This window comes from Amycolatopsis acididurans (assembly GCF_012328925.1).
GTDB classification, from domain to species: Bacteria; Actinomycetota; Actinomycetes; order Mycobacteriales; family Pseudonocardiaceae; genus Amycolatopsis_E; species Amycolatopsis_E acididurans.
Genome location: NZ_JAAXLS010000018.1, coordinates 88,410 through 104,524, shown reverse-complemented (window position 1 = coordinate 104,524; position 16,115 = coordinate 88,410). Strand labels below are relative to the sequence as shown.

The 16,115-nt window shown below is 69.7% G+C and carries 17 protein-coding genes; 6 read left to right on the top strand and 11 right to left on the bottom strand.

Translation table 11 applies throughout. From position 1 onward, the window contains the following. Positions 1 to 27: 27 nt before the first annotated feature. Positions 28 to 1,059, top strand: coding sequence for a threonine aldolase family protein (locus HFP15_RS23900; protein ID WP_168518965.1), 1,032 nt, complete (start codon positions 28 to 30; stop codon positions 1,057 to 1,059). Next, positions 1,056 to 1,676 (top strand): HAD family hydrolase, encoded by a 621-nt coding sequence (locus HFP15_RS23895; RefSeq protein WP_168518964.1) that lies wholly within the window; start codon positions 1,056 to 1,058, stop codon positions 1,674 to 1,676. The genes HFP15_RS23900 and HFP15_RS23895 overlap by 4 nt, the downstream gene beginning before the upstream one ends. On the opposite strand, the gene HFP15_RS23890 is transcribed toward HFP15_RS23895, so the two are convergent. The 9 genes from HFP15_RS23890 to purD form a co-directional block, all read right to left on the bottom strand. After that, positions 1,673 to 1,858, bottom strand: a complete 186-nt coding sequence (locus HFP15_RS23890; RefSeq protein ID WP_168518963.1) for a hypothetical protein — start codon at positions 1,856 to 1,858, stop codon at positions 1,673 to 1,675. The two genes, HFP15_RS23895 and HFP15_RS23890, sit on opposite strands and share 4 nt — an antisense overlap. A 96-nt stretch (positions 1,859 to 1,954) precedes the next feature. Continuing rightward, positions 1,955 to 3,145, bottom strand: coding sequence for a pyridoxal phosphate-dependent aminotransferase (locus HFP15_RS23885; RefSeq protein ID WP_168518962.1), 1,191 nt, complete (start codon positions 3,143 to 3,145; stop codon positions 1,955 to 1,957). A gap of 18 nt (positions 3,146 to 3,163) precedes the next feature. Next, positions 3,164 to 4,303, bottom strand: coding sequence for a transglycosylase SLT domain-containing protein (locus HFP15_RS23880; protein WP_168518961.1), 1,140 nt, complete (start codon positions 4,301 to 4,303; stop codon positions 3,164 to 3,166). Beyond that, positions 4,300 to 4,647, bottom strand: a complete 348-nt coding sequence (locus HFP15_RS23875; RefSeq protein WP_168518960.1) for a hypothetical protein — start codon at positions 4,645 to 4,647, stop codon at positions 4,300 to 4,302. Before HFP15_RS23875 ends, HFP15_RS23880 begins: the two co-directional genes overlap by 4 nt. Before the next feature lie 74 nt (positions 4,648 to 4,721). Continuing rightward, positions 4,722 to 5,501 carry an ESX secretion-associated protein EspG gene (locus tag HFP15_RS23870; RefSeq protein WP_281355628.1) on the bottom strand — a complete coding sequence of 260 codons (780 nt, stop codon included), beginning with the start codon at positions 5,499 to 5,501 and terminating at the stop codon, positions 4,722 to 4,724. After that, a complete protein-coding gene (locus HFP15_RS23865; RefSeq protein ID WP_168518959.1) occupies positions 5,498 to 7,081 on the bottom strand; it encodes a hypothetical protein in 1,584 nt (527 codons plus the stop codon). Before HFP15_RS23865 ends, HFP15_RS23870 begins: the two co-directional genes overlap by 4 nt. After that, complete coding sequence (locus HFP15_RS23860; RefSeq protein ID WP_312871718.1) at positions 7,078 to 7,668, bottom strand: DUF3558 domain-containing protein; 591 nt, start codon at positions 7,666 to 7,668, stop codon at positions 7,078 to 7,080. Before HFP15_RS23860 ends, HFP15_RS23865 begins: the two co-directional genes overlap by 4 nt. After that, positions 7,652 to 8,029, bottom strand: coding sequence for a PE domain-containing protein (locus tag HFP15_RS23855; protein WP_168518958.1), 378 nt, complete (start codon positions 8,027 to 8,029; stop codon positions 7,652 to 7,654). Before HFP15_RS23855 ends, HFP15_RS23860 begins: the two co-directional genes overlap by 17 nt. 113 nt (positions 8,030 to 8,142) lie before the next feature. Next, positions 8,143 to 9,405, bottom strand: a complete 1,263-nt coding sequence (gene purD, locus HFP15_RS23850) for a phosphoribosylamine--glycine ligase (protein ID WP_168518957.1) — start codon at positions 9,403 to 9,405, stop codon at positions 8,143 to 8,145. Positions 9,406 to 9,567: 162 nt separating this feature from the next. Here purD and HFP15_RS23845 point away from each other — a divergent pair, with 162 nt between their 5' ends. The 3 genes from HFP15_RS23845 (at position 9,568) to HFP15_RS23835 (ending at position 12,653) form a co-directional block, all read left to right on the top strand. Continuing rightward, positions 9,568 to 10,635 (top strand): glycerophosphodiester phosphodiesterase, encoded by a 1,068-nt coding sequence (locus tag HFP15_RS23845; protein WP_376768891.1) that lies wholly within the window; start codon positions 9,568 to 9,570, stop codon positions 10,633 to 10,635. 138 nt (positions 10,636 to 10,773) lie between these two features. After that, positions 10,774 to 12,306 carry a DHA2 family efflux MFS transporter permease subunit gene (locus HFP15_RS23840; protein ID WP_168518955.1) on the top strand — a complete coding sequence of 511 codons (1,533 nt, stop codon included), beginning with the start codon at positions 10,774 to 10,776 and terminating at the stop codon, positions 12,304 to 12,306. Positions 12,307 to 12,371: 65 nt separating this feature from the next. Beyond that, positions 12,372 to 12,653, top strand: coding sequence for a DUF6191 domain-containing protein (locus HFP15_RS23835; protein ID WP_312871717.1), 282 nt, complete (start codon positions 12,372 to 12,374; stop codon positions 12,651 to 12,653). Here HFP15_RS23835 and HFP15_RS23830 read toward each other — a convergent pair. Continuing rightward, entirely contained in the window at positions 12,650 to 13,063 is a 414-nt protein-coding gene (locus HFP15_RS23830) for an HIT family protein (protein ID WP_168518954.1), read from the bottom strand. The genes HFP15_RS23835 and HFP15_RS23830 overlap by 4 nt on opposite strands. Before the next feature lie 53 nt (positions 13,064 to 13,116). Here HFP15_RS23830 and HFP15_RS23825 point away from each other — a divergent pair, with 53 nt between their 5' ends. Further along, complete coding sequence (locus tag HFP15_RS23825; protein WP_168518998.1) at positions 13,117 to 14,769, top strand: Na+/H+ antiporter; 1,653 nt, start codon at positions 13,117 to 13,119, stop codon at positions 14,767 to 14,769. A 53-nt stretch (positions 14,770 to 14,822) separates the two neighbouring features. Here the strand turns inward: HFP15_RS23825 and HFP15_RS23820 are convergent, their stop codons facing one another. Next, positions 14,823 to 16,109, bottom strand: coding sequence for an adenylosuccinate synthase (locus tag HFP15_RS23820; RefSeq protein ID WP_168518953.1), 1,287 nt, complete (start codon positions 16,107 to 16,109; stop codon positions 14,823 to 14,825). Between the last annotated feature and the right edge of the window lie 6 nt (positions 16,110 to 16,115).

The following is a 16,115-nucleotide window of genomic DNA, read 5'->3' as shown; positions in this document are numbered from 1 at the left end:
AACTAGTGAGTGTGATGTGATCTGACTGTGACCTCCACTGACTCTCCGCTCGATTTTCGCTCGGACACCGTCACCCGGCCGGATGAAAAGATGCGCAGAGCGATGGCGTCCGCGGAGGTCGGTGACAACGTCATCGATGTCGACCCCACCGTCAAGGCCCTCGAGGACCGCGCGGCCGAGATGCTCGGGATGCCGGCGGCGCTGTTCACACCGAGTGGCACCATGGCCAACCTGATCGCGCTGTCGGTGCACCTGCAGCGCGGTGACCGGTTCCTCGCGCCGAAGGGCGCGCACGTCCTGGTCAACGAACTGGGTTCGGCGGCGTGGCTCGCGGGCGGGATGCCCGATCCCCTCGAACACGACGCAGGCCCCGGCCGTCCGAAGCCGGCGACCCTGGCCGCCGCCATCGGCGCCCGCGGCGGCCCCTACTACACGCTGCGCACCACGTTGCTGTGCCTGGAAAACACGCACAACGCCTCCGGTGGTGCGGTCATCCCGCCACACGAGCACGCCCAGCTGCTGGCGACTGCGCGGCAGGCGGGCCTGCGCGTGCACCTCGACGGTGCCCGCATCTGGCACGCCGCGACGGCGCTCGGCCTGCCGCCCGCGGCGCTGACCGTGGGTGTGGACACCGTCTCGGCGTGCTTCTCCAAGGGCCTGGGCGCGCCGGTCGGTTCGGTGATCGCGGGGACGGCGAGTTTCATCGAACGCGCCCGGCGGATGCGGCAGATGCTCGGCGGTGGAATTCGCCAGGGCGGGATCATCGCGGCGGCCGCGCTCGTCGCGCTCGGCCGCGTCGGTGACCTGGCCGAAGACCACGAAAAGGCGCGCAAACTGGCGGCCGGTCTGGCGGATCTGGGGTGGGACGTCAACACCCCGGAAACGAATATCGTGCTGGCTCGCGTCGCGGATGTTTCGGTGACGCTGGAGTCGTTGCGTGCACTCGGAATCCTGGCGGTACCGCTCGGCGGCCGGGTACGGTTCATCGCACACCGCGATCTGTCCATGGCGGACATCGAGGAGGCGTTGCGCCGCATCAAGGCCGGAGGGCATCCATGAACGACGGCGGGGGGTGGGCCCGCGAAGCGGGGCGGGAACAACGCTGGATCGTTTTCGACTATGGCGAAGTCATTTGTGGGAGAACGAATGCCTTGCCGGAGCTGGCGAACACGATGGGTGCGGGACTCGCGGAATTCGAACCGCATTACTGGGCGCACCGCGATCGATATGACCGGGGCGCCGCGGATCTTGCGTACTGGAGCGGGATCGGTGAGGCGCTCGGCGTGCCGGTCGATCGGTCCACTTCGGACAAGCTGACCGCGATCGACATCGAGGGCTGGTCGCACGTCGAGCCCGAGTCGGGGGAACTGCTCGCCGCGCTGGACGAGGCGGGCGCCCGGCTGGCGTTGCTGTCCAACGCTCCGGCTTCCTTCGCCCGGTTCGCCGAACGCCAGGACTGGGCGAAGCATTTCCGCGTGCGGGTGTTCTCCGGCGACGTCGGCGTGGCCAAACCCGACGCGGCGATCTTCGAGACGCTGCTCGCCCGGCTGGAAGCCCAGCCGGGCGACTGTCTGTTCTTCGACGACCGCCAGTCCAATGTGGACGGCGCACGAGCCGTCGGCCTGCGCGCCCACCGCTGGCTCGGCGTCCAGGCGGCGGGCGAACTGCTTTCCTAGCGACGCAGCTGCTTGGGGGTGTTGCGGCCCTTGATGGCGCCATATGCCGCCGTGCCGAGGAACACGGCGCCACCGATGATCGCGATCCAGAGGACGGCCTTGAGCAGGAAACCGACCACCGATCCGATCACCATGAACGCCACCCAGGCGACGATGAGTGCCCCGACGATCTTCCAGAACATGGCATCCCTCCGGGTGAGCCTCGCGAACCGGTGCGGCCCGCTACGAGCCAAGGCTCCCACGTCGGAGGGCGCGAAGGCTCGTCTCACTGGCAACGTTCAGGGGAAAGCCGGGGTTCCCCCTGAGTCGAGCCACTCGCCGAGCCGCCGGACCCCCTCGGTGACCTCCTCGGTCGCGCCCGCGAACGAGAACCGGACGAACTTGCCGCCGTCCACCGGATCGAAGTCGATGCCGGGCGTGATGGCCACGCCGGTGTCGGCGAGCAGCCGCTGGCACCAGCTGAGGCTGTCCGTGGTGTGCGCGGAAGCGTCGACGTAGGCGTAGAAGGCGCCGTCGACCGGGGCGACCCGGTCCAGCCCGATCCCCCGCAGCCCGTCGAGCAGCAGGTCACGGTTGGCGCGGTAGTGCGCCACGTGCCCGTCCAGCTCCTCGTAGGACTCCGGCGTGAACGCGGCCACGGCGGCGTGCTGCGCGAGCGCGGGGGCGCAGATGTTGAGGTTGCCGGTCAGCACGTCCACGGCGCGGTGCAGCCGGCGTGGCACGAGCATCCAGCCCAGCCGCCATCCGGTCATCGCGAAGTACTTCGAGAACGAGCCCAGCACGATCGACTCGGCCGAACTCTGCCAGGCGCAGCCGAGCTCGGTGCCGTAGGAAATGCCGTGGTAGATCTCGTCGCTGATCAGCTGCACACCACGCGCCGAACACCAGCCCGCGATCGCCGCCAGTTCGCCCGGCGGCAGCGTGGTGCCCGCCGGGTTCGTCGGGCTCGCGACGACCAGGCCGCTGATCGGGCCGAGGCGGTCGAGCAGGTCCACGGTCGGCTGGAAACGGGTGCTCTCGTCGGTCGCGAACTCGACCACCTCGCAGCCGAGCGCGGACAGCAGGTTGCGGTAGGCCGGATAGCCCGGACGGGCCATCGCGACGCGGTCCCCCGCGTCGAACGCGGACAGGAACGACAGCATGAACCCGCCGGAGGAACCGGTGGTGACGATGACGTCCTCGGGGCTGACCTCGAGCCCGTAGCGCCGGTCGTAGTGCCCGGCGATGGCCTCGCGCAGTTCGGGGATGCCGAGCTGCACGGTGTAGCCGAGGTTCTGCTCACGCAGCGCTCGCTCGGCGGCCTCGCGCACCGGCCGCGGCGCGCCCGCCGTGGGCTGCCCCGCCGCGAGCGAGATCACGTCACCGTGCGTGCGCTGCCGCGCCTGCGCCGCGGACAGCACCTCCATCACGTGAAACGGCGCGACGTCCGCACGTCGCGCCGGTCCGGGGAACACTGCTACATCGACCATTGCTTCAGGCTAGGCGGGTCAGTAGCCGACGTAGCCGCCGCCATGGGCCATCGAGGCCAGACCCGGGGTGTTGGCGATGCTGCCGTAGCGGCCGATCGTGTACCGCACGCCCGCGATGATGTTGTCCACCGGGTTGTAGATGTCGTCATGCCCGGGCAGCTTGTTCGCGTTGAACGTCGAGTCGATGCACTGCATCAGGCCCTTGGACGGGTGCCCCGCCTGTGCGTTGGAGTCCCACAGGTTGATCGCGTTCGGGTTGCCGCCCGACTCGTGCTCGATGATCGCCCAGATGTTCTTGATGTCCGCGTCGGTGACGTTGACGCCGGCGGCCTGCAGCTCCTTGATGGCCTGTTCGATCCACTGCTGCACGTTGCCGGGCGGCTGGCCGCTCGGCGGGCCACCGCTCGACCCGAGGCCGCCCGCTCCACCGCCACCGCCACCGCCGCCGTGGCTGCCCCCGCCGCCTCCGCCACCACCGGAACCGCCGCCGTGCAGACCGCCGGTGCTCTTCATCGACGACGGCGCGGTACCCAGCGGCGGCACCGAGTCGTAGCCGCCCTGGACGTCCTGCTGCACCAGGCCCATCACCCGCTGGATCTCCTGGTTGGCGGCGTTGAGCTTGTCGCCGATCTGGCTGTTGGCGTCGTTCGCGACGGCCGTCGTGGCCTGCAGGTTCTCCGCGATGATCGCGTCCGGCATCTTCGCGGGCATCGTCGCGCCCTCTTGCTTCGAGTTGGCGGCGTCGACCTGCGCCTGCGCGGCGTCGGCCGCCGCCTGGGCCTGCTGGTTCATCCCGTCGATCTTGGTGTGCGCGTCGTCGCGCAGCTGCTGGACCTCTTTCTGCGTGCGATCCAGGAAGCTCTGCAGGTTCCCCAGTTCGTTCGCGACCTCGTCGAGGTGGTCGTTGACCTTCTGCCCGGCGTCGCCGATCTTCTTGACGTAGTCGAAGAACGCGTCCGCCTGCGGTCCGGTCCACGTGCCGCCGCCCAGTACGGCCGTGGCGTTGCGCAACGCGGCCGAGTGGTCGGCGGAGTCCTTCGACGCCTGCCGGAACTGGTCGGCGACACCCTGGATGTCGGCCGGCCGGACCTTCTCGACCTGCTGGGTCTTCGACTCGACGTCGGGCCAGTTCGGCGGGAATTCGGCCTTGGCGCTCATGACAGGCTGTCGTCCTTCACGGTCACGCTGTCCTTCGCGGCGGCCTCTGTCTCGCGCAGTGCCTTCGCGGCGTCACGCAGCGCGCCGCCGGTGGAGCGCATCAGATCCGCGGCCGCGTCGAACTGTCCGTGCATGCGGTCCTTGAACGAACCGAGCGTGCGCGCCGCGGCCTCGGACGGCGTCTCGCCGGGCCGCTCGTCGGGATGCTTGAGGTCGCCGAACGGATTCGGCCCCTGGATGCCGGTCATCTTGCCCTTGGCGTCCTTGAAATGGTCGTGCAGGACCTCGACCTTGCCCGCAACGTGCTCCATCGAGTCCGGATCGCTCTGTGGCACCCTCGCCATCCCCCTTCGGCATTTTGACTCCGCCAGATCAGACGCCCGCGCTCCGGCGGCGGTTCCCGACTCTTTTTAGCAGGTCAGACCTCATCCAGCAGTTCCCACAATCGAATCGCCAGCAACTGGTTGTCGGCCGGGGCGACGGTGATCCAGTCCTGTCCGTCGGCGCCGCGGCCGAGCTGTACGAGATAGCGCCCGGCGTCGGTGTCGTGGAAGGCGATCACCCGGTCGGCGCGGTGGATCTGGCCGTCGCGGCCGAGCCGTTCGACGCCGAACTGGCCGCGTGCGGTCATCCCGGCCATCATCCCGGCCAGCTCCTGCGCGTGCCACAGCTCCACCCCGCGGTCTTCCAGCGCCGTGACCAGCGCCTTCGGATCGCCCTTGGCGTCGGCGTCGGCCTCGCGGACGACCTGGTGCGGCACGCTCACCGACCGTCCGACCCCGGCGCCGAGCTGCCCGGCGACCGAGACGGCCGATTCCGGAAGGGACGTGTCGCGGGCCGGGATCAGCCACACCTCGTCGCGGTCGACCACGGCGAGCAGCGCCTGACTGCCGATGCTGACCGCGAGACCCTTGATCTCGCGATCGGTCCACACCCAGATGTCGATCGAGACCTTCGGATGCGCGAGCAGGTTCAGCTGGTCGACGAGGTCGGTGCTCGCGCGGTCGCCCCTGGCCAGCCGCCGGGACCGCAGCGACTCCCATGCCTGTTCGACGAGCGCGCGCCGCTCCGGATGGGTGCGGCCGGGGCTGGGCACGCGCAGCGCGGGATGCGGCGGTGGCAGGCGCTCGGCCTCCCACAGCATGTCGAATTCCAGTGTGGACAGCACGATGCTGCCGTTGTCGGCCACGGTGCTCAGCGATCTTCCGAGAGCCGGTGTTCGCCGATGACATCGATCGAGACCTCGCGACCGTCGGCGAACAGGTCCCGGTCGTCGACGCCGTACTTGCGCACGTGCAGGGCATCCTCGTCGCCGTCCTGGGTGGCGGCGGGTTCGAGGATCGCGCGGGTGTGCTCGGCGCTCGGCGGTTCCGGCGTGGCCCGCTTCGCGTGCTGGGCCTCGGCCTCCTCCGGCAGATCGCCGACCGGCAGCTGCTGGGTGCGCTTGCCCGCGGTGTTGCGACCCCGGCCGCGGCCAGGACGCTCTTCCTCACCGCTGACCGCGCCGCCGACTCCGGCCGCGCCGACGGCGGGCGCTCCTTCGGCGAGCCCGCTCACGCCAGGCGCACCGCGCATCGAGAACCCCGGCCCGACGTTCGCGCCCGCGGACGAACTGGACGGTCCCGCGCCGAACATCTTTCCCTTGCCCAGCAACGATTCCCCGGGCTGCGGCGCGCCTGCGCGTGCCTGCCCGTCGGCGGGAAACCCGGTCTTGGCCCAGGACCCCGACCGCGAATCGGGTGCGAGCCGGCCGCTGCCGCTCTGCGACGCGCCGGGCACCAGACCGGTCGTCGTGCCGCCCGGCCCCTGCGTGGCCGGCAGCGCGGGGTTGACCGGGGAACCGGTCGCCGGACGGGCCGTCGTCTCGCTGGGCCCGCTGCCGGTCTTCACCGGCCCGGCCACGTTGACCGGTGCTTCGGTGGCCGGGGCGCTGGCGGGGGCCGTGGCCGAACTCGGTGCGGTGGTCTGCGGCTGCGGTGCACTCGCGGCGACCCCGGTCTGCCGGACCGGCACGCCGATCGCCGGGGTGGCGGTGTCGGCGACCGGAGCGTGCACCTGCGGCGCCGGGGCCGGAGCCTGGGCGGCGGCCGGAATCGCGGCCGTCGCGCCCGCGGCCTGCGTCGGTGAGATGTCCGGGGACACCGGCGTGATCGGGGGCTGCGCGGTCGGAGCGCCGCCGGTGTCCACGGTCAGTGTCTGCGGCGCGTCCACCGGTTCGGACGAGGCCAGATAGTTGCCGGTGTCGTGGGCGTAGGCGTTGAGCGCGTCCACCGCCTGTGCCCGTGCCTCCAGGCCCGCGCGCACGTTCTTCGCGTGGTCGGTCTCGAACCCGAACAGGCTGAACACCGTGTCGCCGAAGGTGTATCCGCCGCCGCTCTTGAGTAGATCCCTCGGGTCGGGCAGCTTGTTCTTGGTGCGGTTGAACGCCTCCCCCTGCTGGAAGATCAGCTGCGCGGCGGCCGAGACCTTGCTGGTGGCCGCTTCGGAGAATCCGGCTTGTTCGGCCATCACCGCGCTGGCCTGGCCACCGGCTTGGCTCTCCCACGTCACGCCGAGCGCCCCGAGCTGCTGCCGCAGGGTCTGGTCGGTCTGCGCGAGCGCGGTCGCGATCTGCTTGAGCGCGTCCACCGCGTCGCCCATGCTGGCCGCACCGGCGCCGTCGCGGAACTTCGCGACCTCGGCCGCGAGCGCTTCGGAGCCGTACCCGTCGAAGCGCTGATCGCGCAGCTTGGTGATGAGCTCGGGGATGTCGTAGCGACTGCTGTCGAAGGTGCTCACTTCAGCGTCTCCAAGGTCTCGACGGCCATTTTCGCCACGGTGGTGGACATGTCGCACAGCTGTTGCTGGGTGAAGGAGCTGTTGTCGGGTGCCATCTGCGCGCGCAGCGTCTGCCCGTCGCCGACGCCGACCAGCGTCTCGCAGTCCTGGATGCCCTGGCTCGGCCGGTAGATGACCAGCGCGGGAAACCCGGGCACGTCGACGGGCTGCTGGGTCATGCTCGTCTTGTGGTGCGTGCCGCCGACCCAGTCCTCGATGCCGTAGTTCGGAACCGTCTCGAGGTAGTAGGTGTAGCTCGGCTGGGCGGCGTCCACGTCGAACGCACACGTCGGCCCGTCCCGCCAGCTCGCGCGGTCGACGAGCCGGGGCGCGCCGTTCTCCTTGAGCTGGTTCAGCTGGGTGTCGGTGAGCAGCTTGCACGGATCGACGTCGCGCAGCGACAGGTCCTTGGTGCGGGCGGGCAGGCCCGAGCCGGCACCGGCCGGGGTGGTGGCGGGCGCGGCGACGCCGGCCACGGTCGTGGTGCACCCGCCGAGCGCGAACATCGCGAGGACCCCTGCCGCGGCGGTCCTAGTGCGTGCCCGCACCGCGGTCTCCGAGGGCCTTGATCTTCTCGTCCTCGCCGATCCGGTAGTCCTCCGCGGCCTTGCGGAGCTGGGCGGCGAACCCGCGCAGCTCCTTGATGTAGTTCTGCACGCGTTCGGCGTAGGAACCGTCGCCGGTGGCGATCACCCGGTTCCACGCTTCGGCGGCGGTCGCGCTGACCACGTCCTCGGCCGGTGCGTCGATGTTCAGCTCGGCCAGCAGCTGGCGGACCCGGTCCTCGAGCGCGTCGGCCTGCTCGTTGACGATCTTGGCGACCTGTGCGACCTGATCGGGTTCGACCTGGATGTCCGCGACTCCGGGCACGGCGGGAACCGCCGAGCTCAACGCGCCCACGGTGTTCATCTTGCGCACCCCCGAGTACGGAAAGTAGCGAGCCCCTTCGATCAGCAGGCTACCAACGTGCGAGTAACGACGGGCTGAGTTTGGACGCAGCCGACCCGGGAGTGGTTCCGGTGCTACCGCGCCGGGACGGTGATCTCGCCGGTCACCGCGCGCGACGCGATGTCGGTGCGGTGGTGGGAGCCGGCCAGGTGCACCTTCGCCACCCGCTCGTACGCCTGCTCCCGCGCCGCCGCGAGGTCGGGCCCGGTGCCCACGACCGAGAGCACCCTGCCGCCCTGCGCGACCACGGCGCCGTCCTCACGGCGGCGGGTGCCCGCGTGCAGGACGCCGGGTGCCTCGGCGCCGGTGATGACGTCCCCCGCGCGCGGTACCCCGGGATAGCCGTCGGCGGCGATCACGACAGTGACAGCGGCACCGGGCTGCCACTCCAGCGGCGGGTGCTGCGCGAGCGTGCCCGTGGCGGCCGCGTGCAGCAGCCCGGCCAGCGGGCTGGCCAGCAGCGCCAGCACGACCTGCGTTTCCGGATCGCCGAACCGGCAGTTGAACTCGATCACCTGCGGGCCCTCGGCGGTGAGTACGAGCCCCGCGTAGAGCAGCCCGGTGAACGGGGTGTCGCGGGCGGCCATCTCGTCGACGACGGGCTGCACGATGTCGGAGACGATCTCCTCGACCAGGTTCTCCGGTGCCCAGGGCAGCGGCGCGTAGGCACCCATCCCGCCGGTGTTCGGCCCGGTGTCGCCGTCGCCGACCCGCTTGAAGTCCTGCGCGGGCAGCAGCGGCACCACGGTGCGGCCGTCCACGAGGCAGAACAGGGAGACCTCCGGGCCGTCCAAAAAGGACTCCAGAAGGACCGGGTGGCCGCCGTCGAGCAGGGTCATGGCGTGCGCGCGGGCCTGGTCGTAGTCGGTGGTGACGACGACGCCCTTGCCCGCGGCGAGCCCGTCGTCCTTGACCACCCAGGTCGGGCCGAAACGCTCGAGCGCGGCGTCCAGGCGAGCCGGGTTGTCCACGGTCTCGCTGTGCGCCGTGGCGACCTTCGCCGCCGCCATGACGTCCTTCGCGAACGACTTCGAACCCTCGATGCGCGCGGCGGCCGCCGACGGGCCGAAGCACGCTATACCGGCCTTGCGCACGGCATCGGCGACACCGGCGACCAGCGGCACCTCGGGGCCGATGACCACGAGGTCGGCCTTCCACGAGGTGGCCAGCTCCGCGACGGCACCGGGATCGGCCACGTCGACCCCGAGCTGTTCGGCGACCGAGGCCGTACCCGCGTTGCCGGGGGCACAGGCGAGCGCGGTCACCGCCGGGTCGTGCGACGCGGCGAGGACGAGGGCATGTTCGCGGGCACCGGACCCGACAACAAGGACACGCACGCCTTGAGCGTAGACAATGCGTTGCCGCACGTTCCGTTTACCCGGCCGACAACGGGCCGTCGACCGGTTTTGACATGCCGGACTTCCCTGGGGAAGAGAGTGTGCCGAAAGTCCGTTATGTGGAGGTCAGCCGATATGCGGAAAAGTCTGGTGGTGGCTCTCTTGTCGGGCCTGTCCCTGCTCGGCGTCGCGAGCCCGGCCGACGGTGTGGAGGAAGAACACGGTGGTGAGTCCGCCCGTCCCGTGGTGGTCGGTCATCGCGGCGCGCCCGGCTACCGTCCCGAGCACACCCTCGCCTCCTACGAACTCGCCTTCCGGCAGGGCGTGAGCTGGGTGGACGTCGACCTGGTGCCGACGAAGGACGGCCGGCTCGTCGCGCGGCACGAGAACGAGATCGGCGGCACCACCGACGTCGCGCAGCACCCCGAGTTCGCCTCGCGCAGGACCACGAAGACCATCGACGGCACCGAGCTCACCGGCTGGTTCACCGAGGACTTCACCCTCGCCGAGCTCAAGACGCTGCGCGCCACCGAGCGCATCCCCGGCATCCGGCCGCACAACACCATCTACAACGGACGGTGGGAGATCCCGACGTATCAGGAAGTGCTGGATCTCACGAAACGGCTGGGCAAGCAGCTGCACCGCACGCTCGGCACGTACCCGGAGGTCAAGCACTCCACGTACTTCTCGTCGATCGGCAACCCGACCGAGCCGAAGCTGGTGAACATCCTCGACCGCAACGGGCTCAACCGGCCGGGCGCTCCGGTGATCATCCAGTCCTTCGAGGTGACCAACCTCAAGGAGCTGAGCAAGCAGGTGCGGGTTCCGTTGCTGCAGCTGACCTCCGCGAGCGGCGCCCCCGCCGATTTCGTCGCCACGGGTGACCCGCGCACCTACGCCGATCTCCTCACTCCCGCCGGGCTCAAGGAAATCTCCACCTACGCCGACTATCTCGGCCCGGAGAAGAACCAGGTCATCCCGCGCGACGCGGCGGGAAACCTGACGACGCCGAGCGCGCTGGTCGCCGACGCGCACGCGGTGGGGCTGAAGGTCGCGCCCTACACCTTTCGCAACGAGAACGGCTTCCTGCCGGCCGACCTCCGGTCCTCGGCGGATCCGGCCGCGTGGGGCGACATCCTCGCCGAGGAGGCGGCCTTCCTGGACGCGGATGTCGATGGTCTGTTCGCCGACCAGCCGGACACGGCGTTGCTGGCGGTGACCGAGTCGTAGCTCGAATTCGCTTGCCGCGAAAAGGTATGGCGTCTGCTTTTTCCGTTTCGCTAACCTTGTCCTCAGGTCGAGAGGGGGTGCGCGAGGCGGCGGGCCTTGGCTCGGTCGCCGTCTTGCCCCTCTCGCGAAATGGACCCGATGACTACTGCTGACAAACTCAGACCCGCGGACGACAAACTCGACGCTGCCGTACTGAAGGTCGCCGGCGTCGTGGTGCTCGGCGCGGTGATGGCCATTTTGGACACCACGGTCGTCAACGTGGCGCTCCAGGCGCTCACCGTCGAGTTCCAGACCTCGTTCGACACCATCCAGTGGATCGTCACGGGCTACATGCTCGCGCTCGCCACTGTGATTCCGGTCACCGGCTGGGCGGCCGACCGCTTCGGCACCAAACGGCTGTACATGCTCGCCATCGGGCTGTTCCTGATCGGTTCGATGCTCGCCGGCATGGCCTGGAACATCGAAACGCTCATCATTTTCCGTGTCCTGCAAGGATTCGGCGGCGGCATGCTGATGCCCGCCGGTATGACGATCATGACGAGGGCCGCGGGCCCGCAACGCGTCGGCCGGGTGATGGCGGTGCTGGGCGTGCCGATGCTGCTCGGCCCGATCGGTGGCCCCATCCTCGGCGGGTACCTCGTCGACGCGGTGAGCTGGCGCTGGATCTTCTACATCAACGTGCCGATCGGCCTGATCGCACTGCTGCTGGCCTGGCGGGTACTGCCCAAGGACGAGTCGCGGCCCACGGACAAGTTCGACTTCGCCGGCATGCTCATGCTCTCGCCCGGTCTGGCGCTGTTGATCTTCGGGGTGTCGAAGATCCCGCACGAGGGCGGTGTCGGCTCGGTCGGTGTGTGGCTGCCGGGGCTGGCCGGGCTCGCGCTGATCGTCGTGTTCGTACTGCGCGCGCTGCGCGTGCCGAACCCGCTGGTGGACCTGAAGCTGTTCCGGGACCGCACGTTCACCATCGCGATGGTGACGATGACGCTGTTCATGCTGGCGTTCTTCGGCGCGATGCTCGTGGTGCCGACCTACTTCTCGCTGGTGCGCGGGGAATCGGCGTTGCAGGCCGGGCTGCTGCTCGCGCCGCAGGGCCTCGGCGCGATGCTGACCATGCCGCTCGGCGGCAAACTGGCCGACAAGATCGGCCCCGGCAAGGTCGTGTTGCCCGGCATGGTGCTGATCGTGGCGGGGCTCGCGGTGTTCACCCAGGTCAGCGGCATCACGTCGTATCTGCTGCTGCTCGGCGGGCTGTTCGTGATGGGGCTGGGTATGGGCGCCACGATGATGCCGATCAGTGCGGCGGCGCTGCAGACCCTCACCCAGCGCTCGGTGGCGCGGGCGTCCACGGCGATGAACATCGTGCAGCAGACCGCGGGTGCCATCGGCTCGGCGATCATGTCGGTCATCGTGGCCGGTCAGCTCGCCGGAAAGTTCGGCGTGTCCACCAGCGAGGGACAGCTTGCCGCGACCGTGGCGGTGCTCAACCCGGCCACCCACGACAACGCCGCGGCGATGGCGGGCGAGGCGTTCGCGACCACGTTCCTGTGGGCGCTGGTGCTGGTCGCGCTGTGCTTCATCCCGGCGCTGTTCCTGCCGCGCCGCCCACCGGTACTTGCCGGGGAGCCCGAGTCCGACGGCACGGCGGCCGTTCAGGTGCCGATGCACTGACGTGCTTCCCACGGCCCTCGCGTGCCCCGGCGGAACCTCGCCGGGGCACGCGCCGTTTCAAAGGCGTGGACGCGGTCTTCGAGTGGAGCATCCCGCTGACGGTGGTGCTCATGGTCGGCGTGGGCGTCTTCGAGCTGTTCCGCAACCGGCACCGCAAGCGCACGGGTGCCCCGGTCACCGCGACCTACATCAACGAGTTCACCGCGGTCTTCTACGGCACCAAACGCGTGGAACTCGACCATCGCGACTCGACGTCCATGCTCCGCGAGGAGGACGCCCAGGGCGCGCCGCCCCGCGACAACATCGACCTCGACCACGGGGTGGCCTACCTCCACCGCGAGAACTAAAGCCCCGCGTCCCGTACGGCCGCCGCCACCTGATCCAGTTCTCCCCGGTCCGGCGTGCGCGGCTTCGCGCGCAACCGGACGCGGTCCCCGCGAAAGCGCGGAATGACGTGCAGATGAAAGTGGAACACTTCCTGGAACGCCGCCGCCCCATCGGCCAGGAACAGGTTCACGCCGTCACACCGCAGTCCGGACCGGCGTAGCGCGCCCCCGAGCCGTTGCGCGATTCGCCACAGTTTGGCGCCGAGATCCTCGTCCAGATCACCCAGCCCGACGGCATGCGCGCGCGGAACCACCAGCAGATGCCCGGTGGTGAACGGCCGGATGTCCAGGAAAGCCACCACATCCTCGTCCTGATGCACGAAGCTGGCCGGCGCCTCGCCGCGCACGATGTCGCAGAAGACACAACTCATCCGCCGAACGTACTCAACCGGCCACGCACCGCCCGATGGGTGAGGATCAAGGCATGGAGCTGCTGACCTTGATGGGAGTGCTGGCCGCCGCGCTCGGCCTCACCGCCCTCGCCCGCCGGTACAACCTCTCGGCCCCGCTGCTGATCGTCGTCGTGGCGCTCGGCGTCTCCTTCATCCCCGGCGTGCCCAGGATCGAGCTCGAACCCGAACTGATCCTCACCCTGGTGCTGCCCCCGTTGCTCTACTCGACGGCACTGGAAAGCTCCTTCGCGCAGTTCAAGGCGGCCATGCGCCCGATCGTCGCGCTCGGCGTGGTGCTCGTCGTCGTGACCGCGGTCGTCGTCGGGCTCTGCGTGCATCTGCTGCTGCCCGACATGCCGATGGCCTCGGCGCTCGTGCTCGGTGCGGTGGTCGCCCCGCCGGACGCGGTCACCGCCGTCGCGATCGGCCGCAGGCTCGGCCTGCCGCGCCGCCTCATGACGGTGCTGACCGGCGAAAGCCTCGTCAACGACGCCGCCGCCCTGACGCTGTACAAGATCGCGCTCGCCGCCGTGCTCGGCACCGCGGGCAGCATCGGCCACGGATTCCTGATCTTCCTGGTCGCCGCGGTGCTCGGCATCGGCGTCGGTCTGCTCGCCGGGATGATCGTGGGCGCCATCCGCCGCCGGCTCGACGATCCGCTGATGGAGTCGGTGTTCGGCATCATCGTGCCGTTCGCGGTGTACGTGACCGCCGAGCATCTGCACCCGTTTTCGCAGGACTTCAGCGGATCCGGGGTGCTCGCGGTCGTCGCCGCCGGTCTCTATCTCGGCCAGCAGTCCCTGCACGCGGGCTCGGCGACGCGCGTGCAGGACTCCTCGATCTGGGCTTCGCTGGACGTGCTGCTCGAAACGCTGGTGTTCGCGCTGATGGGACTGCAACTGCCGTTCGTACTGGAGAGCACCAACTCCGCCGCGTCCGACAACGGCACCCTCGTGATCGCCGCCTTCGTCGTGCTGGTGGTGACGATCGCGGTGCGCATCCCGTACGTGTTCCTCACCGGTGTGCTGCCGCACGCGCTGCGCCTGTTCGGTGGCGAACGAACTTCGCCGCCGTGGCGGTATTTCACGGTGCTGTCCTGGACCGGTATGCGTGGCGTGGTCACCCTCGCCGCGGCCACCGGTGTGCCGCTGGTGACGCACACCGGTGCGCCGTTTCCCGGACGCGACGAGATCCAGCTGTTCGCGTTCGCCGTCGCGATCGGCACGCTGCTGGTGCAGGGCCTGTCGCTGCCGGTGATGATCCGCAAGCTCAAGGTCAGCAACGAGGCCGAGGCGGAACGAGACGAGCAGGAGGAGCTGCACGCCAGGGAAGCCGCGATGAACGCGGCACTGAAGCGGCTCGACGAGATGATGCCCGACCTGTTGTCCAAAGTGGACGTATCGAAGGAGCGGGCGGAACGGATCAACGCCCGGCTGCGGGGACTGGTCGAGACGCGTTACCGGGGCGCCATGGCCGCGATCTCGCTGACCGCCGAGGAACGCGAGGCCAGCCCACACGCCGCGTTCGTCCTGGCCCGGCGCGAACTCCTGCTGGCACAGCGGGAAGCCGTTCTCTCGTGCCGGGCAGCGGGCGAGGTGGACGACGACGTGGTCCGCAAGGTGCTGCGGGAACTCGACCTCGAGGAACTCGCCCTGTCCGACACGCTCACGTCACGGCTCAGCTGACCGGCAGGAGCAGGGCACGTGATCCCCGTCCCACTACTCGGGAGCTCAGGCTCCTAGATGAACTCGTGCCGCACGATCGTCTGGTCCCGGCCGGGGCCGACGCCGATCGCCGAGATCCGGGCGCCGGAGAGTTCCTCCAGCCGCTCCACGTAGGCCTGCGCGTTCGCGGGCAGGTCGGCGAACGTGCGGCACTCCGAGAGGTCCTCCCACCACCCGGGCAGCTCCTCGAAGATCGGCACGGCGTGGTGCACGTCGGTCTGCGTCATCGGCATGTCCTCGGTGCGGAAACCGTCCACCTCGTACCCGACGCACACCGGGACCTTCTCCAGCCCGGACAGCACGTCGAGCTTGGTCAGGAAGTAGTCGGTGATGCCGTTGACCCGGGCCGCGTAGCGCGCGATCACCGCGTCGAACCAGCCGGTGCGCCGCGACCGGCCGGTCGTCACGCCGAACTCGCCGCCCTGCTTGCGCAGGTGCTCGCCCATCTCGTCGTTCAGCTCGGTCGGGAACGGCCCGGAGCCCACGCGCGTGGTGTACGCCTTGAGGATGCCCAGCACCGTCGTGATCCGCCCCGGCCCGATGCCGGAACCGGCGCTCGCGCCACCCGAGGTCGGGTTGGACGAGGTCACGAACGGGTAGGTGCCGTGGTCGACGTCGAGCAGCGTGCCCTGCGAACCCTCCAGCAGCACGGTCTCGCCGCGTTCGAGCGCCTTGTTGAGCTGCAGCCGGGTGTCGGCGATGCGGTGCGCGAACTTCTCGCCCGCGGCCAGCACCTCGTCGGCGACCTGGTCGGCCTCCAGCGCCTTGCGGTTGTAGACCTTGACCAGCACCTGGTTCTTGAACTCCAGCGCGGCCTCGACCTTCTGCCGGAAGATCTTCTCGTCCAGCAGGTCCTGCACGCGCACGCCGACCCTGGCCACCTTGTCCTGGTAGCACGGCCCGATGCCGCGGCCGGTGGTGCCGATCTTGCGGCTGCCCAGGTAACGCTCGGTGACCTTATCGATCGCCACGTGGTACGGCATGATCAGATGCGCGTCGGCGGAGAGCAGCAGCCTGCCGGTGTCCACACCGCGCTTCTCGAGCCCGTCCAGCTCGTCGAGCAGCACCCCCGGATCGACGACGACCCCGTTGCCGATCACGTTGGTGACGCCCGGCGTCAGGATGCCCGACGGAATGAGGTGCAGGGCGAAGTTCTCCCCGTTCGGCAGCACGACGGTATGACCGGCGTTGTTGCCGCCCTGATAACGGACGACCCACTGGACGCGGTCGCCGAGCAGGTCGGTGGCCTTGCCCTTGCCCTCGTCGCCCCACTGGGCACCGATCAGCACGATGGCCGGCATGTGACA